This window comes from Psychrobacillus sp. FSL H8-0483, from assembly GCF_038637725.1.
GTDB lineage: Bacteria > Bacillota > Bacilli > Bacillales_A > Planococcaceae > Psychrobacillus.
Genome location: NZ_CP152052.1, coordinates 1,294,221 through 1,313,631, shown reverse-complemented (window position 1 = coordinate 1,313,631; position 19,411 = coordinate 1,294,221). Strand labels below are relative to the sequence as shown.

At 36.1% G+C, this 19,411-nt stretch carries 20 protein-coding genes and 2 pseudogenes; 12 read left to right on the top strand and 10 right to left on the bottom strand.

Annotated elements, in window-relative coordinates; genetic code table 11:
* Positions 1–481 precede the first annotated feature (481 nt).
* From MHB48_RS06030 to MHB48_RS06010, 5 genes and pseudogenes are all read right to left on the bottom strand, one after another.
* Positions 482–682, bottom strand: coding sequence for a hypothetical protein (locus MHB48_RS06030; RefSeq protein ID WP_342600622.1), 201 nt, complete (start codon positions 680–682; stop codon positions 482–484).
* A 153-nt stretch (positions 683–835) separates the two neighbouring features.
* Positions 836–1,405, bottom strand: a complete 570-nt coding sequence (locus MHB48_RS06025) for a Gfo/Idh/MocA family oxidoreductase (protein WP_342601306.1) — start codon at positions 1,403–1,405, stop codon at positions 836–838.
* Between the two features lie 24 nt (positions 1,406–1,429).
* Positions 1,430–1,600: pseudogene (locus tag MHB48_RS06020) on the bottom strand (Gfo/Idh/MocA family oxidoreductase); the annotation flags it as partial.
* Between the two features lie 27 nt (positions 1,601–1,627).
* Complete coding sequence (locus MHB48_RS06015) at positions 1,628–1,774, bottom strand: hypothetical protein (protein WP_342600621.1); 147 nt, start codon at positions 1,772–1,774, stop codon at positions 1,628–1,630.
* Between the two features lie 72 nt (positions 1,775–1,846).
* Complete coding sequence (locus tag MHB48_RS06010) at positions 1,847–1,996, bottom strand: hypothetical protein (RefSeq protein WP_342600620.1); 150 nt, start codon at positions 1,994–1,996, stop codon at positions 1,847–1,849.
* A 200-nt stretch (positions 1,997–2,196) separates the two neighbouring features.
* On the opposite strand from MHB48_RS06010, the gene MHB48_RS06005 reads away from it, so the two are divergent.
* The 6 genes from MHB48_RS06005 (at position 2,197) to MHB48_RS05980 (ending at position 8,731) form a co-directional block, all read left to right on the top strand.
* The gene (locus tag MHB48_RS06005) at positions 2,197–2,982 is read left to right on the top strand and encodes a serine hydrolase (protein WP_342600619.1); all 786 of its coding nucleotides are present in this window, start codon (positions 2,197–2,199) and stop codon (positions 2,980–2,982) included.
* Positions 2,983–3,113: 131 nt separating this feature from the next.
* The gene (locus MHB48_RS06000; RefSeq protein WP_342600618.1) at positions 3,114–3,386 is read left to right on the top strand and encodes an alpha/beta-type small acid-soluble spore protein; all 273 of its coding nucleotides are present in this window, start codon (positions 3,114–3,116) and stop codon (positions 3,384–3,386) included.
* A gap of 545 nt (positions 3,387–3,931) precedes the next feature.
* The gene (locus MHB48_RS05995) at positions 3,932–4,816 is read left to right on the top strand and encodes a DUF2892 domain-containing protein (protein WP_342600617.1); all 885 of its coding nucleotides are present in this window, start codon (positions 3,932–3,934) and stop codon (positions 4,814–4,816) included.
* A gap of 471 nt (positions 4,817–5,287) precedes the next feature.
* On the top strand, positions 5,288–5,590 hold the full coding sequence (locus MHB48_RS05990; RefSeq protein ID WP_342600616.1) for a YciI family protein: 303 nt from the start codon (positions 5,288–5,290) through the stop codon (positions 5,588–5,590).
* A gap of 234 nt (positions 5,591–5,824) precedes the next feature.
* A protein-coding gene (locus MHB48_RS05985) for an IS3 family transposase (RefSeq protein WP_342598154.1) occupies positions 5,825–7,182 on the top strand; the annotation gives its coding sequence in 2 pieces (ribosomal slippage) (positions 5,825–6,278 and positions 6,278–7,182; 1,359 coding nt in all).
* Between the two features lie 334 nt (positions 7,183–7,516).
* On the top strand, positions 7,517–8,731 hold the full coding sequence (locus MHB48_RS05980) for a HAMP domain-containing sensor histidine kinase (protein WP_342600615.1): 1,215 nt from the start codon (positions 7,517–7,519) through the stop codon (positions 8,729–8,731).
* A gap of 283 nt (positions 8,732–9,014) precedes the next feature.
* On the opposite strand, the gene MHB48_RS05975 is transcribed toward MHB48_RS05980, so the two are convergent.
* Entirely contained in the window at positions 9,015–9,893 is an 879-nt protein-coding gene (locus tag MHB48_RS05975) for a LysR family transcriptional regulator (RefSeq protein WP_342600614.1), read from the bottom strand.
* 117 nt (positions 9,894–10,010) lie between these two features.
* Here MHB48_RS05975 and hutG point away from each other — a divergent pair, with 117 nt between their 5' ends.
* Together hutG and gltS are read left to right on the top strand one after the other, a co-directional pair.
* Complete coding sequence (gene hutG / locus MHB48_RS05970; RefSeq protein WP_342600613.1) at positions 10,011–10,940, top strand: formimidoylglutamase; 930 nt, start codon at positions 10,011–10,013, stop codon at positions 10,938–10,940.
* A 10-nt stretch (positions 10,941–10,950) separates the two neighbouring features.
* Positions 10,951–12,135, top strand: a complete 1,185-nt coding sequence (gene gltS, locus MHB48_RS05965; protein ID WP_342600612.1) for a sodium/glutamate symporter — start codon at positions 10,951–10,953, stop codon at positions 12,133–12,135.
* Positions 12,136–12,425: 290 nt separating this feature from the next.
* Here the strand turns inward: gltS and MHB48_RS05960 are convergent.
* From MHB48_RS05960 to MHB48_RS05950, 3 genes and pseudogenes are all read right to left on the bottom strand, one after another.
* Positions 12,426–13,252, bottom strand: a pseudogene (locus MHB48_RS05960) (MetQ/NlpA family ABC transporter substrate-binding protein).
* 9 nt (positions 13,253–13,261) lie between these two features.
* On the bottom strand, positions 13,262–13,924 hold the full coding sequence (locus MHB48_RS05955; protein ID WP_340918934.1) for a methionine ABC transporter permease: 663 nt from the start codon (positions 13,922–13,924) through the stop codon (positions 13,262–13,264).
* Positions 13,917–14,666, bottom strand: coding sequence for a methionine ABC transporter ATP-binding protein (locus MHB48_RS05950; RefSeq protein ID WP_342600611.1), 750 nt, complete (start codon positions 14,664–14,666; stop codon positions 13,917–13,919). Before MHB48_RS05950 ends, MHB48_RS05955 begins: the two co-directional genes overlap by 8 nt.
* A gap of 418 nt (positions 14,667–15,084) precedes the next feature.
* Between MHB48_RS05950 and MHB48_RS05945 the strand changes: the two genes are divergently transcribed.
* Positions 15,085–16,275 (top strand): MFS transporter, encoded by a 1,191-nt coding sequence (locus tag MHB48_RS05945; protein ID WP_342600610.1) that lies wholly within the window; start codon positions 15,085–15,087, stop codon positions 16,273–16,275.
* Between the two features lie 179 nt (positions 16,276–16,454).
* On the opposite strand, the gene MHB48_RS05940 is transcribed toward MHB48_RS05945, so the two are convergent.
* Positions 16,455–16,910, bottom strand: coding sequence for an ATP-binding protein (locus MHB48_RS05940; protein WP_342600609.1), 456 nt, complete (start codon positions 16,908–16,910; stop codon positions 16,455–16,457).
* Between the two features lie 514 nt (positions 16,911–17,424).
* On the opposite strand from MHB48_RS05940, the gene MHB48_RS05935 reads away from it, so the two are divergent.
* Genes MHB48_RS05935 through MHB48_RS05925 form a run of 3 tightly spaced genes read left to right on the top strand, consistent with a single transcriptional unit; the run spans position 17,425 to position 19,411 of the window.
* Entirely contained in the window at positions 17,425–17,904 is a 480-nt protein-coding gene (locus MHB48_RS05935) for a DUF2975 domain-containing protein (RefSeq protein ID WP_342600608.1), read from the top strand.
* 10 nt (positions 17,905–17,914) lie between these two features.
* Complete coding sequence (locus MHB48_RS05930; RefSeq protein ID WP_342600607.1) at positions 17,915–18,130, top strand: helix-turn-helix transcriptional regulator; 216 nt, start codon at positions 17,915–17,917, stop codon at positions 18,128–18,130.
* 33 nt (positions 18,131–18,163) lie between these two features.
* Positions 18,164–19,411, top strand: a complete 1,248-nt coding sequence (locus tag MHB48_RS05925; RefSeq protein WP_342600606.1) for a DUF4153 domain-containing protein — start codon at positions 18,164–18,166, stop codon at positions 19,409–19,411.

Here is a 19,411-nt window from a genome sequence, read left to right as displayed (position 1 = left end):
GCTGATAATAACTGTTCTAAAACTTACTTATGCAACCATTACAAGTGTTTGGAATATTCTTGGAGGGTATGGCGGTCAGTTATCTTTATCATTTTTATCTTAGTACTACTGATTAAAGCAACGGGTATTTTCACTAGTGGTAAAGGTTCAGAGGAAAGCTTGTCCATCTGTCGGATCAATATTTTTTGCCTACTTAAATAAAACCGCCTGTCTTTAATCATATATTTTGATTAAGTCAGGCGGTTTATATTTTATAATTTAAACTTACTTACAAGTTTTTGTAGATCGATTGTTTGATGCCCTTAATTAAGTCATCCAAGCAAATCTAGTAATAAAAACTAAACAATGAATTTAGAGTACTTAGCTTAATGGAGGATTTCCAGTCCGTTTAGTAGAGATTTTAACTTTGAGGTATATTACAAAGAAAATGAGCTCTCCTTTTTATTCTGGAGAACTCACTGTTTCTTTATAGTTTCTTTATTTATTCGAGATATTCGAAACCTTCATCAGCAGTGTCTTTCCTGTTAGAACCGCTAGCACTTTCCTTACTTTGATGGGGTTCTGCTGGATCAAAATTTTGTCCTTTTAATTTCGCTTCTGTCGCTGTTGGATTTCCGCTTTTTTCAGTAACGTACCCGTATGGATCCATAAATTTCTTTTCTTTGTCTTCAGAATTAGCCAACTGAATCTCCTCCTATTCATCAATAGGATGCCATAAAATTTCTGTGTTATACCAATATTCTTTTACCTTACGACAATATCCACTAACGTTGTATGGAAGTAAAATATCTAGAGAAATACAACTCAGTTCGATCTGAAAAAGGAAACCTCTTCCCTATTTTAACAACTGATCAATCCACTCTTGCACCTTCATGCCTTCTTCAAACGATACAATCAATGACTCCTTACCCGTTACCGCTCCATGACAAGCATCCATAAGACTCATTGGCTTATTGTCCGGAATTACATGAACAGCCACCTGATCCACTTCGCTTATCCAAAGCTCTGACCAATTTCGAATCGTCATCACTTTATCTGTTCCAAACACTTTAAATTCTAGACACTCTTCCTGCCCAATTCCTGACAAACCATTTAGAACAATTGGTATCCCACTTTCTGTTTTAGCCAAAGCTGACACACCTGTTTCGCATAGATTTTCATTTACTGGATAAGTTGTCTCGTGTGAAGAAATCGTAAAATGACCGAATAGATGATAGATAAGTTGCAGATAATGTGGAAATACCTCTCTTATAAATCCACCTTGCTCTCTTGTACCAATCCATGGATTTTGCTGCCATTTTCTTGGCCAATGTGGGAAATAGGTATGTAATTCAATGCGAACAACGTCTCCGAGTGAAGCTGTTTGTATTGCATGTTGAAGTCTATGTACAACTGGACTATACATTAACGGAAAATGCATTGCTGTTTGAACATTTGCTTCAGTTGCTGCTCTTACCATTATCATGCCATCTTGCGTATCATGTGCTAGTGGCTTTTCTGAAAGTATATTTAAGCCATGTGCAGCTATTTGTTCTGCCAGAGGAGCATGACTTACAGGAGGAGTTCCGATATACACCCAATTTGGTTTTGATTCCAAGAGCTCTTCTAACGTCCCAGCAACCGGAAGTTAATATTTTGTCGAAATTTCCATAAGCCTTGTTTTATTTTCATCGAAAACAGACACAATTTCGCAGTTAGGATGAGCCAAAATTTGATTAATGATACGCTCCCCAACAATCCCTGTTCCAATTAATGCAAAAGTAGTTTTTGTCATAATTCGATCTCCTTCATAGGTATTTGAATATATTTTGCTACTCCATAAAGACTATGAACCTTGTACATTTCGCTATTCTTTATGCTTTATCCATTTCTTCATTTCATAAGCTGTTCGACCCGTTTCATCCCACTGTAGCATGTGCGTAACACCTTCCATTGCTATTATAGTAACATCATCTATTCTATTTTTTAGCTCTGAGATACCGATCGTTCTCATCAAATTACCAAAACTTCTTAGCTTCTATTAATTCTATATTACTCCTGTTTATCCCTTCAAAAATAAGATCCATTCAATTACTTTATTTCTAGTGGTAAACCTTTAAAATAATATAAATCTCAACATCTTCCGCTCTTCGTATGGTAATCTTGAAATATCAGAATTTACTATTAAATACAAAAAAGTAAATTGGGAGGTTTAAAATGCAGAACGTAATTGAAAAATTAAAGGAAATAGAGTCTGGAACCATTGGGATCATAATTTATTCCAGTGAAAAGCAAAAAATAGTTTCTGAGTATAATTGTGAAATGTCATTCCCACTTGCTTCAGCAGCAAAAGTAGCGGTTGGGTTTAGCATTGCTAAATGTGTAGAAGATAAATTATATACATGGAATGACATTGTAGAAGATGTTAACTTTAATCCAAATGAAGATAGCAAAGAATTATATCCTCACTTTCAACAAAGGAGTACGCTATCACTACGAGAGGCTGTAGAAGTTATGATTGCCTGTCATGATAGTTTAGTGGCAAATAGTATAGTGCAAAAGTGTGGAGGATGGGAAAAAGTAAATAATAAAATTAAGGCTTACTTTCAAAATATAAATATTACTCAAAATCCACGTAATTTAGAAAACAGTGGTAACTTAAGTCAAGTGTTCGAATTACTGCTATTGATCTTTGAAGGATATCGATTAAGTCCTGATTTATGGGCTCCAATAATAAATGGATTGGTTAGACAAAGAGGCGATATAGATGGAATACCTACTCATTTTTTAAATCATATGTCTGGTGGCTTAGATAATGTTGTAATTGATATTGGTATATTAGGAGATTTAAATCATAACCCATTATTATACGTTTTGGGTGCGAAAAATTTACCTAATCGATCTAATTATCAATCCTCCGATGAGAAGATTATAGATGCTATGAAATTACTCTACGAAGAATACTTGAACCAATCAGCACCTAATTTAGAATGCAATAACTGAAATCTCCCTTCCTTCTTTTCTAGTTCTCGCCTAATTAGACACGAACGAAAATAAATTCCGTTACATTTTCTCATTAAGAGGAGTGAAGTTTCATTTTTGGGAAACACTAATGGATGAAGGAGTGAAGAAAAATGGCTAATAGAAATAAAATATTAGTACCCTCTGCTCGGGATGAATTAGACAAACTCAAGGCTCGAGTTATGAAAGAACAAGGTTATAACGTAGATATCAACAATCCAAATGATGTAAAATACGAAATTGCCGATGAACTAAATATTCCATTGAATAAAGGTTATAATGGTAAGCTTACATCTGAACAGGCCGGGAAAATAGGCGGACCTATTGGCGGTAATATGGTTAAAGAAATGATAAAAATGGCTCAAGAGCAAATGATGAGGAAATGAAATAGCCGCTGATCCCAATATTCGGATGGATCAGTGGCTACTATTGTACATTCAAAAAGAAATAATCTCTCCGCCTTTTCCAGCAAACGTTACCATTTTGGAATCTGATAGGATAGTAGTCGTCTCAATTTAGTTCGCATAATTAACGAATATTTGGGGATTATAAAGTTGAAATGGATGACCATGTGGTTAGAAAATAATAGCCTGGAGTAATTACCTGTAAGCTTTCATTTACTGTTTCTGCGCCTTCCATTCTTTAGGAATTTCCATTCTTGCCTAAACTATACGATCACCAGAAATCCAAATGTTACCTTGCAACTTCCGTGCTTATTCGTGGTGTTTGTAAAAATAGTCCGATGCGATGCCCCCTTTCCATCCTTGACTTTTTTCGAGCCTCGATTCCCCCTATTTTCCAAACCAGCAATTCCACGTCATCCATTTTCCTTTCGTTGTATTTGTAACTCCTAGTAGCAAAGCCCCGGTAAGATAGAAATAATAGAGGATTTCGGCTCTTTTTCCAAATTCAGATAGGAGGTTCCACACAGATGACAAATAATCAACAAAATATCAGTACGAGTGATGCATACTCTCGTTTCGTGTTGGGCTCAGTGATGACTGCATATGGTACGACACGACTTATGCGTGATCCTAAAAGCAGAAGCGGTCGAATGCTTGTCTTGTTTGGTTCAATGAAAGCAGCGGAAGGCGCAACAAGGTTTTGTCCAAGAAAAGCGATGAATTCACTGTTGGAGCAAAAATTGATGAGTGCAAACGCTTCACAAGGTTCATTAGCTAGTGCTGGAGCAGCGATGAATAGCGCAACTCAGTCCGGTCAAAGTGCTTCTAGTAGCAACGCTGGTCAAATGGGTGGAAGTATTATGCAGATGGTAGGGAATATTGCACAAAAATTAGCTGGAGGAAATCCATCTCAAAGTACGGCTAGTTCTCAAAGTGCGAGTGGTACACAAAACAAGAGTGGCGGAGCTGGACAAAATGCTGCAGGTAGCAACCTTGCTCAGACGATTGGGAATGTAGCCCAACAATTGACGAGTGGTACTGCTGCTCAATCAATTGGTAACATTGCTCAAACAGTAGCCCCACAAGTTGGGCAAATGATGAATGACGTGGCGAGCATGACCGGATCACAAAATGCTGCTGGAACGAATAATGGTGGGAAGCAAGCGTCTGCAACGAGTGGAGCAACAAACACGAATGCAACGGCGAACGGAAACGCTAACACGAAGAATGCCGCAAACGGAACCTCAAATGGTAAGCAAGCTGCTTCCACAAATGGTAACAACATGCCAAAAGCAGGTGCAACAAAAACAAAAATGGACGGTGCCGCTAATAATGCTAATTTATCAAATGTAGCTGCAATAAATGCATCAACCTCAAACAAAAATGCATCAACACCAAATATTCTGCAATAATCATCTAACATGTCACTGCAAATTGCGGTGACATGTTTTTAATTCTTGGCTCTGTTTGTTTAGGGGATAGTAGAAAATTTGACAGGAAAACAGTATGAAATGTTAATGGCGCAGCATTCTTAACTTGCTCATTTGTAATGCAGGTTAAGTGCACAATGTCTTCTGCTAAGGGTATTCCTATACTAAAAAAAACAGTCTGATATTTGTACATCAAACGATCAATGTTAATATCGTTGACTGATATTTTATTTTATTTATATACAATATTGTTATAATAATGTACATACTCCTCGACACTTTTTACTACGATAGCCGTCGTTGTATTTTTTAAATCGTCGAAATAGATCACTTCAAACTATATGGAAGAATAAAAGATTAAATAAGTATAACCATTTCCCCTTGTCACAAACAATTCTGATACAATTCCGAATTGCTTCGAACAAAGCATCACAACACTAAGGAGGCTTCATAATGGAAAAATTACAGTTTTTATATCAACTCCAACTCATTCCATCTCTATTAGATGAAGATAACTGGACTAGTAAAGAAAATGCAATCGTCCAACATCATTTCGAGGTGTTACAAAAACTGCAGGAAGAAGGAAAGCTCATCTTAGCGGGTAGAACTTTGAATACAGACCCAATGGGAATTGTCATTTTAGAAGTTAATACCGAGGAAGAAGCAATGGAACTGATGAACAATGATCCTGCTGTAAAAGAAGGAATTATGGAAGCTCAACTCTTTCCATATCGTGTTGCTTTATATAAAAAATAAAATAATACCGAAAAAAATCAAAAGGATGGGGCTGTCTCTAAAGCATATAGTGACTGGGAGCTTCGCTTTCGGTGCAGAAAACATCTGCTATTCCCGCTGGAGTCGCCGTCTTCCACTACAATCAATTGCCTACAAAAAATAGTAGATTAATAAAAATATAAAAAAAACAGGTGTAGAAAAAGTGAACTGCCCCGTAAAAGTTAGACACCAATCTAACTTTTACGGGGGTTTTTTATGGCAAAAGTAAGGGCTGAACAACGTATTCAAGCAGTTCAACGATACTTATATGGAAATGAATCTATGATTGAAATCGCAAAAGATATCGGAGTGACAGATCGGGTTGTAAATGAATGGGTTCGCCGTTATCAAAAAAATGGTGTAGAGACTTTCTTAAAGTCCTATACAAAATATTCAGCTGACTATAAAATGAATGTACTTAATTATATGAACGAGACAGGTACATCTTCGATTAATACAGCTGCATTATTTAATATTTCATCTCCTGGCATGATTCGGAATTGGAAAATGAAGTTTGAGGTTGGTGGTTATGATGCCCTTGTTTCTAAGAAAAAGGGGCGTCCATCCATGAAAAAAGAAACAAAAAGAACAACGAAACCAACACCAATTGAAGGATCTGTTGAGGCATTAGAGGTACGTATTAAACAATTAGAAATGGAGAATGCGTACTTAAAAAAGTTGAATACTTTAGTTCAAATGCAAGAAAAATTACCAATCAAATCAAAGCGCAAGTAATTTATGAACTAAAGGAAATCTATGAAGTAGTGGAATTAATCAAAGTCGCTGATATTCCACGTAGTACGTATTATTACTGGGAAAAGCGTTTGAATCGTACTGATAAATACGCTGAAGTGAAAGTCGCAATTCAGTCCATTTATCTTGAACATAAGGGACGTTATGGTTATCGTAGGATTGCCAAAGAACTGAAAAAATACGGCTTTCATTATGATCCTAAAACGATTAATTATTTGATGAATGCCATTGGCATAAAATGTGAAGTCCGCATGAAGAAATACCGTTCGTATAAAGGAAACGTCGGAAAAATTGCCCCAAACATGTTGCAACGCGATTTTACAGCGAAAAAAATGAACGAGAAATGGGTAACAGACGTGACAGAGTTCCATCTATTTGGTGAGAAACGCTATTTATCACCCGTCCTTGATTTATGCAATGGCGAAATCATTGCATACACAGTAATGAGTCGTCCAGTGTACAAACTAGTCCATGATATGCTAGAACAAGCATTGGAGCGCCTTCAATCAAGTGATCAAGTCATTCTTCATTCGGATCAAGGTTGGCACTATCAAATGAAAAAGTATCGACAAACATTAAAACAACATGGGATAATGCAGAGTATGTCCCGTAAGGGCAATTGTTTGGACAACGCAGTCATTGAAAATTTCTTTGGCTTATTAAAATCTGAACTCCTGTATCTACAAGAGTTTGAATCCATGGCACATTTTGAACAGGAACTCAAAGACTATATTCACTATTACAATCACAAACGAATGAAGGAAAAATTAAAAGACCTAAGCCCGGTGGAGTACCGAACTAAGGTCTTAGAAGTTGCTTAACTATATATGTCTAACTTTTTTGGGTCAGATCAAAGACTCGTTTTTCTACACCGCTTCAATTTATGGGCTTATTGGACAGCCCCTTTTTTATATCTATATACTCTTTTATTATAAAGAAAACGGAACTCTTCCATTTTGACCAACGGATGATCTTTTCATTAGCATCAGTACCTTTACCATCCATGCCTCTCTATGTATTACTAGCTGTATATTAGAAATCCTCTCTAATAATTTTCATCATTTATGTTATTATGGTTAAATCACACCATTTGTAGTTTCAAGCATACATTGAAAAATTATTGACTCAAAACTTAAAACAACGAAAGGAGTACATATGAAGGAATTTTATACGCATATCAATAACAAAGTATATTATACGTTAGTGATCATCATGACGACACTAATGATGATGGGTTTGTTATTAGATAATCCACGTTTTGGTGAACTTAAGATAGGTTACATTTTACATAGTGTTCTTATATTAGCTCTCGTTGCATGTTTATTGCTTTATCCTAGGTATCGGAATTATCAATCCAGAATTATCATTATTATCGTTGGATCCGCTTATCTCTATACTATTTTCTTTTTATATCCAGACACTTGGTCTACCTTTATACTTCTCTGCTTTATTCCTGCAATTTCTATTTTATTTTTTGATTCAAAGCTGTTTTATTTTTCTTTAATTTTAAACGGACTATTAATAACAGTTACATATAGCTATATCATGCTAATGGATCAAGAAAATAGATACGCTCATATGAAATCAGATTTAATAGGAAATGTTAGTAACTTTATAGGAAGTCAAGTGATAATATATTGTATTTATCATTTATACCAGTTACGTATAAAGAAACAGCAATTATATTATGAACAATTACAACACTCCGAACGATTAAAGACTACTGGACAACTAGCAGCTGCAGTTGCACATGAAATTAGAAATCCTTTGACAGCTGTTAAAGGTTTTTTGCAGTTTTACAGCGAAAAGGACACTCTATCTAGTAAGGATGTAAAAGATCATTTTACTTTGATGATTGATGAATTAAATACGGCAGAACAAGTAATTTCTCAATTTTTATGCATAGCAAAGCCAGATAAAGAGAAAAAAATGGAAATAGTAAACGTTCAGGCTGTTCTTCAAAGTGTAACTGATTTACTTAAATCATATGGGCTTGTACGTGATAATACGATTGAATTAAATGTGGATGAAGATTGCTATATCTACGCTAACGCGATAGAGTATAAACAATTAATGATCAATATTATCAAAAATGCAATTGAGGCCTCCAAAAGTGGTGACTCCGTTATTGTTCAGGTGAATAGAAAGAATCATTTCGTTGAAATGAAAGTCATCGATACTGGTTGTGGAATGTCAAAAGCGGAAGTTGAGTCTCTCGGTACTCCTTTCTACTCTTTAAAAAGTAACGGGACAGGTTTAGGTTTAATGATTTGCTATCATATCGTTGAAAAATTTAATGGTAGAATTGATTTCCAAAGTACAATTGATGAAGGGACAACAGTTACAATCCGCTTTCCATCAAATAAATGAGGAGTCTGTACGACTGAACTTCTTTACTAATGAAGTGTCATGTTGATACAAAAACCTCAATTAATTATGGTATCGTTGACAGTTCCTCACCATGTTTTTTTGCTTATGAATCCTTACAAAATTTTTGATTAATGTGCGCTATTAAAATATCAAAGACTGCAGACTAAATGACCTAGAATCTAACAATTCCAGGTCATTTTTCACGTCTGAAGGAAATCCGAAAAGGAGGCCCCCTTACTATAACGGATGTATTTAGAATATTACAGTTGTGCCTAGTACCTATTTAATGCATTGTCTTTATGAGCTCAAATAGCTCTAATATACTCTTTGGGAATGTACGGTCCTTCATGGTGCTTAAGTATACATTGCGATTTAGAAACTCACTGTGCACTGGGCTTGTTAGTAAGCATTCTGATAAATGATGTTTGACATAGTGTTGAGGTAAGATGGCAATTCCTAACCCTTCTTCTACCAATACTTTTATCATTTCAAATCGTTCTATTTTATATTGAATATTCGGTGTGACATCTTCCTGTTCAAACGCTTTTAATATTTGTGCACTCGTTTGAAATGCTGGCATACCTATTATCAAGGCTTCTTTGGTAAAGTCTACTAGCGTTATTTTCTCTTTCGCAGCAAATGGATGATCTTTTTTTGTTACCACGACATACGGTTCGGTATACAATAATTCACTTTTTATTTCATGATCAACAATATGTTGGTTCGTAATTACTCCATGCACATTTAAATCTAATAAAGCTTGGCGCACAGTTTGATTATACAATGTATCAATTAGAGTAATTTGATTTTGTGGGTATCGTTTTTGATATGCAATAATTACTTGTGAAAACCAGTAATTTGCTGATTCAATCATGCCTAATCGAATTTCTAACTGCTCCCCTTTTGCTAACTCTTTTAACTCGGTATCCATTACTTCAAATTGAGCAATTAAACTTTTCGAACGTTCATAAAATTGCTGTCCTAATTCCGTTAATTGAAATTGTTTGGTTGTACGTTCTATTAGCGATGCATTGATTTCTAGTTCCAGAGTTTTTATCGCATTGCTTAATGAAGGCTGTGAAATATGTAAGGCTTTTGCGGCCCTTGAAAAACTTTGATATTTTACGGTTGCATTGAAATAATACATCTTCCGTAAATCCATTTCGCACCTCATTTATAGTTTTAAACTATTATAATATAAAAAAATGATATTTGTTATTATAAATATTTATAAATATAATAAAAATATGTTTTTTCAGTCTTTAAGGAGGTGAACGTATTGTATAAAAAAACAGATTCAAAAGTTTGGCAAGGTCGCATCGATCATGATACGGATCACTCTTACTTCCGTTATCATCAAACTGTTCAATTGGCAACTAAAACAATGCCAGGAATGGTTGGATTAATAGGCTTTGTTTGCGATGAAGGCGTCCGCCGTAACAATGGTCGTGTTGGTGCAAAAGATGCTCCACTTGCGTTACGTAAGCAGTTATCAACGTTGCCATGGCGTAATGATGTTCATGTAAATTCTCTAATTGATTTGGGGGATATCATTTGTGAAGGTCATGAATTAGAGCAGGCACAACGAGAACTAGGGGATAAAGTTTCTGACATTTTAACAAACGGAAAGGCTATTGTACTTGGTGGCGGTCATGAAACATTATACGGACAATATTTAGGGGTTCGTAAAGCAGTGGGTCCGGACTCTTCCATTGGTTTGCTTAATATTGATGCACACTTTGATATGCGTTCGTATGATAAACAAACCTCGTCAGGTACAATGTTTAAACAAATTTTAGACGAGGATCCAAATGCACATTATTTCGTATGTGGCATCCAACAATATGGGAACACGACTGCATTATTCGATACAGCCGCTCAATATGATGTGCAATACTTTTTAGATGAACAATTGGATTCATCTCAGTTCACTAAAGATTTACATGACTTCATGAATGCACATGATGTTTTACTTGTTACTCTTTGTATGGATGTTATAAATGCTGCTGAAGCTCCGGGTGTCAGTGCACCATCACCATTCGGTTTATCCGCTTTAAAGGTACGGGACATTTTGCGCCAAATGGTTTCGCACAAAAACACTGTAAGTTTCAGCATTTGTGAAGTAAACCCTTCACTTGATGTAAATAATCAAACCGCAAAATTGGGGGCTTACTTTATCAACGAAGTAATTATGAACAGTTTCGAATAAACAAAGGGGGATGTATATGGCTTTAAATCAAATTACAACACTATGCCTAGCAGTAACATTATTTTTAATCGGATCATTTTTAGTTAAAAGGGTTGGTTTTTTAAATCGATTTTGTATTCCGGCACCTGTTGTGGGGGGCTTGCTGTTCGCTATTTTAGCAACGATTTTAAAAGGGTTCGACATTCTCGAAATTACTTTAGACACCTCACTACAATCCATCTTCATGATCACATTTTTTACAACGATTGGACTCGGTGCAAGTTTCAAACTTGTTAAATTAGGCGGCAAACTGCTAGTAATCTATTGGTTAGCTTGTGGTTTCTTAGCCTTAATGCAAAATGTGATTGGCGTTTCTTTAGCAAAAGTAATGGGTATTCATCCATTAATCGGCGTAATGGCTGGAGCCGTATCGATGGAAGGAGGACATGGTGCTGCTGCCGCTTTTGGGGAAACAATTGAAGGCTTAGGTGTACCTTCTGCCCTAACAATTGGGATGGCTGCAGCTACATGTGGATTAGTAGCTGGTGGACTTGTTGGTGGTCCTGTGATTCAATACTTAATTCGCAAATTTAACTTAAAGCCATCTTCTGAAGAAACAGAAGCATACGTTGAAAAATCACAACATCCGATTACAGAAAAATCATTCATGCTGCAAGTTTTCTTAATCACATTCTGTATGGCTGCTGGTACATATGCTGGAGAATGGTTCTCTACACTGACAGGATTTGTATTACCGGGTTATGTAGGTGCCATGTTCATAGCAGTAATCGTTCGTAATATCGTTGATCGCTTCAAACCTGAATTAATCAACATGAAAGAAATCAACTTAATCGGTGATATTTCCCTTGGTATTTTCTTATCAATGGCATTGATGAGCATTAAACTATGGGAAGTCGCAGACTTAGCCTTACCATTATTCATCATCATCTTAGCTCAAGTACTCTTCATCGTATTATTCGCAGTGTTCGTTCTTTTCCGCTTACTCGGTAAAAACTACGATGCAGCGATTATGGTATCGGGTTTCCTTGGTCATGGTCTTGGTGCAACGCCCAACGCAATGGCAAATATGTCTGCAGTTGTTTCAAAATTTGGCCCATCACGTAAAGCATTCCTAATCGTACCGATCGTAGGAGCCTTCTTAATTGACGTTTTCGGTATGCCAATTATTATTACAACAATTAATCTCTTTAAATAGAAGTGCTAGGCACTAACACAAGTCAAAAAGCGCAAACCATTGAACTACACGGGTTTGCGCTTTTTATTTAGTAGTGCATGCATAGTATTGCTAATTAGCAATTGGTAATAACATAAGTGATATTTGTGAAAGGGTTCTATATGGTAGTTGGATTATACCGGTGGCTTCTACTACCTGGAAATATCGTTCAAAATGTTGTGGGGATCATTTCGATGTTACTTAGTTTTAAATAAAAAAGGGCCATTCTCTGTTGTAAAAACAACTAGAATAGTCCTTTTTTTATATCTGTATTAGAATGCCGGAATAGCAGTTTCATCATAATTTTCTTCTAAAAACTTGCGTACTTCTGGACTCGTCATAGCTTCAGCTAGCTTTTGAATCGACTCTGATTCAGCATTATCTTTGCGCGCTACTAGAGTAATCGCAAAGTCATTTTCAATTCCTTCAGTAAGGATAGCATCACTTTTTGGTGTCAATCCAAGAGGTGCAGCGTATGCAGGGTACAAGAATACTGCATCTGCATCATCATACATTCTCGCTAACATTAACAAATCTACTTCTTCAAACTTATAGTTTTTTGGGTTGTCAACAATATCAGCTTTCGTATAATATGGTCCCGTTTTTTCTTGTAAAGTAATGACATCGTGTTGAGCTAACAATGCCAATGAACGATCTATATTGGAAACGTCATTCGCAATAGCGATTACTGCACCCTCCGGTAATTCGTCCATCGAATTGTATTGTTTAGAATATACGCCATAATTCGCAAAATAGATCGGTACAATTGGAACTAGTTCTGCATCATTGTTTCTATTGAATTCCTCCATATAAGGTACATGTTGGAAGAAGTTTGCATCTACTTCTCCTGTGCAAGCGCGCTGTTAGGCTGAACATTATCACTTAATACAACAATTTCGAGATTAATCCCTTCCTCTGCTAGTTTTGGTTTAACAAGCTCCAGCATTTCCGTCATTGGAGGAATTAAAGAAGCTACTTTCAATGTCACTTCTTCCTGCTCATTACTTTGCACATTCCCCTTATCATTTGCCTCATTTTTCTGGCTACAACCAGCTAAAATCAATAGTGACATCGTAATAAAAATAAGTATTTTTTTCATTTTTTTCTCCTATCTTTTATCAATCATTCTTGATACAGTTGTTCCAGTAAATTGGATGATCTGTACCAGTATGATCATAATAATAATCATGTACATCATTAATTCTGTTTTAAATTGTTGATATCCGTACCGAATGGCAAAGTCTCCTATACCACCGCCTCCGACTACTCCCATAATTGTCGAATAGGAAATAAAACTAATAATCGATGTTGTTAATCCGAGAACAAGTCCAGAACGGGCCTCAACATAAAGAAATTTAAAAATAACTTCCTTAACAGAAGCACCCATTGAAATGGCTGCTTCCATTACACCTCTTGGTACGTCTAATAAAGACTGCTCGACTAATCGCGAATAATGAGCAATAGCGATTATTGATAATGGAACAGTTGCGGCCGCTGTACCAATGGCTGTCCCAATGATTAATCGTGTAAATGGAATTAGAAAAACTACTAATAATAAAAAAGGAAAAGAACGAGTAATATTTACCAATAAATTTAAAGTAAAAAAAACAAAACGGTTCTCAAGTACTTGTCCCTTCTTGCAAAGGTAAAGTAACGTCCCAACTGGGAGGCCTAGAAGGATTGCAGCTAAAATAGAAACACCCACCATTACAAAGGTCTCTCCAATAGACGCCCAAATTTCAGCTTCATATTGAACTAATATATCAGGCATGGTCCATCTCACCATCCTTTGTTAATTGTTCTACAAAGTATCTTGGGCTACCGTCTATATGTTGAATCTTTTTTGGTTCAATTAATACGGTGTCATAGATTTCTCCAGCTTCCATTACAGTTACTCGATTACAGATACTTTTAATTACTTCCATCTCATGACTTACAATGACAATAGTAACACCGAGTCTTTTATTTATATTTTCTAATACCTCTAATATTTCAGCAGTTGTATTAGGATCAAGGGAAGAGGTCGGTTCATCACATAACAAAACTTGCGGATTATTCGCTAATGCTCTTGCAATTGCAACGCGCTGCTTTTGTCCGCCACTTAATTGTGCAGGATATTTTTTCATGAAACTCTCCAACCCAACAAATTGAAGACACTCCACCACGCGGCTCCGTCGTTCTTTCCTTGGAAAGTTTGCCAACTCTAACGATACGGCTACATTATCGTAAACCGTTTTATTCGCCACAAGATTAAAATGTTGAAAAATCATCCCTATTGATTTCCGTGCTTGTCGAAGTTCTTTGCTGCTCAAATCGGTTAACTTTTGACCATTCACTTCCACTTCACCTTCGTCAGGGATCTCCAACAAATTCATTAGCCGCAGCAAGGTTGATTTACCTGCTCCACTAGCTCCTATAATTCCGTGAATTTCTCCTTTATTGATCGTTAAAGACAAGGATTTAATGGCCTGAAACTGTGAAAAACTTTTACCGACATTATGTAATTTAATCATAAAAAAACCCCTTTCTAGTAGTTGAAGGGTGATTACAATAGCTCTAATTATAGCCTAATATACTTTGGGTGTCATTTTAGCAGATAATTTCGATAACAAAGGTAAAAGCCAAGATGACCCCCAGTAAGTTAAAACTTTAGCACACGGTGGGATAGACCTTTTTTCTCACAAAAAACTTATTTACTTATGATACGGTTCACCATATTGTAACTAAATGAGTCACCAATAGCATTATCAACAGAAATGTGTTTTCTTAAATAGTTTTCTGCTAACTCCCGTTGCATTGTCGATCCTGGTAATCTCTTGACCTCTATTTGATAAGAAAGGGTTTTTCTTGCAAAAATATTTTATGGTATGATGTTTAGGTCGTTTTTCTACTATGTGACACATTTACATTCATCTAAGAAAAGAGGTATTTATGCACTCCACAAAATTATCCAAGCGACATTGGTTGCTCATCTCAACACTTACATTATTAACATTTGTTCTCGGGACAAGCGAATTTGTTATTGTCGGAATCTTAACCGATATTTCCTCAAGCCTTCATATAACAAATGCAAAAGCAGGCACACTCGTTTCTGCGTTTGCAATTACGTTTGCCATCGCCACACCACTAGTGATGTCATCAACAAGTCATTTTCCAAAGCGAAAATGGATGTTGTTTTTGATAGGAACTTTCATCGTCCTGAATGCTTTGTGTGTAATCTCGACGAGCTACATCATGCTCCTTGCACTTCGGATTATGACAGCGATTGTAACAGGAGTATTAATCTCTCTAGCCATGATAGTTGCAAGTGAAACCATGCCGATTAATAAACGCGGAATTGCTATATCATTCGTTTTCGGTGGTTTCACACTTGCAAATGTCGTTGGAGTGCCAATTGGTGTTGTCATTGCCGATTCGTACGGCTGGAATGCCACTTTCATGTTAACTACTTTCCTAGGAGGATTGGCGTTTTTGGCATCCTTTTTCGTCTTGCCTACTAGACTCAGCCAAATACGCAGTTCGATACGGGATCAGTTTTCTTTAATGACCAATCCAAGAATTTTGATGGCTTTTTTCATTCCTGCTCTCGGATTTGGCGCAACTTATACTGTCTTTACGTACCTTGTTCCTATCTTGAAGGGAATGGAAGTACCAAATCATTCAATTAGTTTAATCTTATTTGGTTACGGATTTATCTCGATTTTCAGTAACATCCTCGCCGGAAAAATTGCGAGCCACAATGCAATCGGGCGACTTCGGTTTGTTTTTCTCGTGCAGGCTGTTGTTCTGACAAGTTTATTTTGGACGACAAATCATTTTATTTTAGGACTTGCTAACCTTGGCTTGATGTCGTTAATGGGCATCCTCTTAACAACATCTACTCAGCTTTATTTAATAGACCTTGCCGGAATTTATCAGCCAAAAGCAACAGGTCTTGCTGCTTCACTTATGCCAGTGGCAAGCAACGTAGGTATCGCTTTCGGTTCTGCATTAGGCGGAATTGTATACCATCAAGGGAATTTAATGAATGTAACATGGGTCGGTGGGATAGTTACAGTCTGCGCAAGTCTGCTAACTTTCTTTAGCCATCGTTTAGATCAAAAACAAAAGAAATCAGCATAAAAGGGAAGCAACAATCGCTCGGCATGCTTCCTATGGTATCTCCAGAAGAACCAAAATCTTTCCATGCCATCATTAATGATATAACAGTAATCCCTTTATATAAAATTGAAAAAAAGAAGTATCAAGGACGTTTAGTTGTTCTTTGATACTTCTTTTTATATTCGAAATTTCAAAAGGAATTAAATTATTCGATTCGTCTCCATGTACGGCAGACACTCTTTTCCTTGCCTAATGGTTGCTGTACCCTTCGTTGTTGTATAAGGCGGTGTTTCCGGCAAAACGTTCATAACCAAGAGCCGGATTGAATGATCTTTATAAAATATTTCATCAAATGAAGGGGTTATGTGTGGATCCGTATTTTCAAATATCCTTTTTTGTAATTCTTCTATGTCTACATCAAATGGAATCCCTATTAAAACATTGTCTATTCCCTGCATTTTGTCGGCCACGCCGAAAACAACGCTGCCCCCGCCGCCATTTGCCATACAAACAGCGTATTTAATCATTTTATTGACGTTTTCCTCCACAGCACTAAAATTCCATTGTTTAAAGTCTAGGTCCTGTGCCTCAAAATCATCTGCAATATGATGATCCAATTGCTGAATGATCTCCATGATTTCGCTTTTATTCTTCATAAGAATATCCTCCTTTCCAGCAAAATCGATCTATATACCTTGCAAATACGTTAACTAATGCTGATACAAAAAAGGCAGTCCCTTATTACAAATACACTTGTAGGAACTACCTCTTATTATATATATATGTTTGTTTCGTCATGGCTGTTTATATAGATTTTGAAATTGCACGCTGGCTCCATACTTGCATAAATCCCCCGTGTTAGAACCTCATTTTCTTACGATACGGTTCACCGTGACACATCTAAATGAGGTGCTTCCATTTATATTTGGCTCATTTGCGCCTCATTTTTTTATACATAAAGTTTTTTTTATTAGTGGACTAACAGTAATTCAATTGAGGCTCATGAGATACACCATTTAGAACATTTCTTTTTAAAGAGGAATGCTTTATATTTTTGTTCAAATTAACTTTTTAACAACAAAAATATTATAATAATCAATAAAAACTAATTGTTTATCGATAAATAACATGTTAATATCTAATAAACAATACTTAAGAGAGGTGCTTTTCATGAAACCAGAAACACTATTTTTAAAGATAGCTGTTGTTCTTATGGGCTTTCCAGTTCTTGCTTTATGTATCTTTTTGGTACCTGAGTTAGGTAATATTGCAGCAAAATTGCTTCCAGAGTTTGATTTGATTAAATACCTCGTTTCTATTGTCTTTGATGCATCGGCGATTCCTTTTTACTTTGCTTTGTATCAGGCGTTTAAACTTTTACGCTATATTGACAAAAATAAAGCTTTCTCACAATTATCTGTAAATGCTTTGAGAAATATCAAATTCTGTGCCATCACAATCAGTAGTTTGCATGTGCTACTCTTGCCGCTCTTTTATCTCTTTGCGGAGAAAGACGATGCCCCAGGTGTCATCTTTGTTGGATTGATTGTTCCTTTTGCTTCAATAGTGATTGCAGTCTTTGCTGCTGTTCTTCAAATGCTATTAAAAAATGCCATCGATATAAAATCCGAAAATGATTTAACGATATGAGGTGAAACCAATGGCAATTATTATCAATATTGATGTGATGTTGGCGAAAAGGAAAATGAGCGTAACAGAACTTTCTGAAAAGGTTGGAATCACGATGGCGAATCTTTCTATATTGAAAAATGGAAAGGCAAAAGCGATTCGATTATCAACTCTAGATGCGATTTGTAAGGCATTAGAATGTCAGCCTGGGGATGTTTTAGAATACAAAAGTGATGAAGACATTTAAAGATAATTTGACAATTATTAGGGAGGTATAATCATGGACAGCAAAAATTTAATTATTGAAAATATTTCTAATCCCCATGAGCTAGAAAGAATGTTTAGAAATGACCCCCATGCCTTTAAAAAGTCATTCTCAGACGCATGGGAACAAAATCCTGATTCTCAGGTTCTTGGCATTTGGTATGAAAGATTGCATTTCAAGGAAACTTCACATTCAGAAAAAGCTTCCTTTCTTCAAAAAGGTTTCTTATTCATGGGCATTTTAGCCATTCTGGCCGGGATAAGTACCAGAATCATTTTTCATTTTGTCGAACAGGAAGCAATTGCTCCAATTAACCTGGCTTTTGGTATTATTCCCTTTATTGCTGCCTATTTTGTTTACAATAATACTCCGAAAAAAAGTGTTATTTATTCCCTTGCAGCGTTGTTTCTAATTTCCGGGTTTTATCTTAATACGCTACCATTAAATTATAAAGACAGTATTATCCTTGCTTATTTACACCTTCCCATATTCTTATGGGTATTGGTAGGGCTTGCATTTACAGGAAATGAATATTCAAAAGGCAGTACAAGATTAGCCTATATTAAATTTAATTTGGAATTTTGTATTCTCTACGCCAGCATGGCAGTTAGCGGAATGGTGCTAGCGGCATTAACCATGCAGTTATTTAGCTTTGTTGGCTTGGATATAGAAGAATTCTATTTTAGTAATATCGTTTTATTTGGTGCTGCCGCTCTCGCTATTGTGGCTGCATACCTGGTATCAATGAATCTTAAACTTGCTAAGAATATTACACCATATATAGCTAAAATTTTTAGTCCTCTTGTCCTGGTCACATTGTTGGTCTATCTTATAACAGTTATATGGGTAGGAAAAAATCCATTCTTGGACCGCAATTTCCTGATAGCCTTCAACGGAATACTCCTTGGTGTATTGGCCGTTACCATATTTTCAATTACCGAAAGCGACTCAGACGAGAAAAAGAACATTTCTGATTATATAAATTTTGCCCTAATTGTTCTTGCTCTTATCATTGACAGTGTGGCTTTGTCAGCCATAGTGTTCAGACTTTCTTCTTATGGGATTACACCAAACAGACTTGCTGTTTTAGGTGTAAACATACTTATCTGGGGAAATCTTATTTGGATTATGGTCTCTTATATGCGTTTTCTACAAAACAAGACCGGACCTTCACCAATCCAAGATGCGGTTACTAAGTATTTACCAGTCTACGGACTTTGGGCGGCTTTCGTTATATTTACTTTTCCTTTCATTTTTAATTAG

Excerpts from the sequence above, each read along its gene's own strand:
- MHB48_RS05950 (WP_342600611.1), bottom strand. The coding sequence starts at position 14,666 with ATGATTAAATTACATAATGTCGGTAAAAGTTTTTCACAGTTTCAGGCC.
- MHB48_RS06005 (WP_342600619.1), top strand. The coding sequence starts at position 2,197 with ATGCAGAACGTAATTGAAAAATTAAAGGAAATAGAGTCTGGAACCATT.
- MHB48_RS05980 (WP_342600615.1), top strand. The coding sequence starts at position 7,517 with ATGAAGGAATTTTATACGCATATCAATAACAAAGTATATTATACGTTA.
- MHB48_RS06025 (WP_342601306.1), bottom strand. The coding sequence starts at position 1,405 with ATGTATAGTCCAGTTGTACATAGACTTCAACATGCAATACAAACAGCT.
- MHB48_RS06000 (WP_342600618.1), top strand. The coding sequence starts at position 3,114 with ATGGCTAATAGAAATAAAATATTAGTACCCTCTGCTCGGGATGAATTA.
- MHB48_RS06015 (WP_342600621.1), bottom strand. The coding sequence starts at position 1,774 with ATGACAAAAACTACTTTTGCATTAATTGGAACAGGGATTGTTGGGGAG.
- MHB48_RS05990 (WP_342600616.1), top strand. The coding sequence starts at position 5,288 with ATGGAAAAATTACAGTTTTTATATCAACTCCAACTCATTCCATCTCTA.
- MHB48_RS05925 (WP_342600606.1), top strand. The coding sequence starts at position 18,164 with ATGGACAGCAAAAATTTAATTATTGAAAATATTTCTAATCCCCATGAG.
- MHB48_RS05935 (WP_342600608.1), top strand. The coding sequence starts at position 17,425 with ATGAAACCAGAAACACTATTTTTAAAGATAGCTGTTGTTCTTATGGGC.
- gltS (WP_342600612.1), top strand. The coding sequence starts at position 10,951 with ATGTATATGGCTTTAAATCAAATTACAACACTATGCCTAGCAGTAACA.
- MHB48_RS05945 (WP_342600610.1), top strand. The coding sequence starts at position 15,085 with ATGCACTCCACAAAATTATCCAAGCGACATTGGTTGCTCATCTCAACA.
- MHB48_RS05975 (WP_342600614.1), bottom strand. The coding sequence starts at position 9,893 with ATGGATTTACGGAAGATGTATTATTTCAATGCAACCGTAAAATATCAA.
- MHB48_RS05995 (WP_342600617.1), top strand. The coding sequence starts at position 3,932 with ATGACAAATAATCAACAAAATATCAGTACGAGTGATGCATACTCTCGT.
- MHB48_RS05930 (WP_342600607.1), top strand. The coding sequence starts at position 17,915 with ATGGCAATTATTATCAATATTGATGTGATGTTGGCGAAAAGGAAAATG.
- MHB48_RS05940 (WP_342600609.1), bottom strand. The coding sequence starts at position 16,910 with ATGAAGAATAAAAGCGAAATCATGGAGATCATTCAGCAATTGGATCAT.
- MHB48_RS05955 (WP_340918934.1), bottom strand. The coding sequence starts at position 13,924 with ATGCCTGATATATTAGTTCAATATGAAGCTGAAATTTGGGCGTCTATT.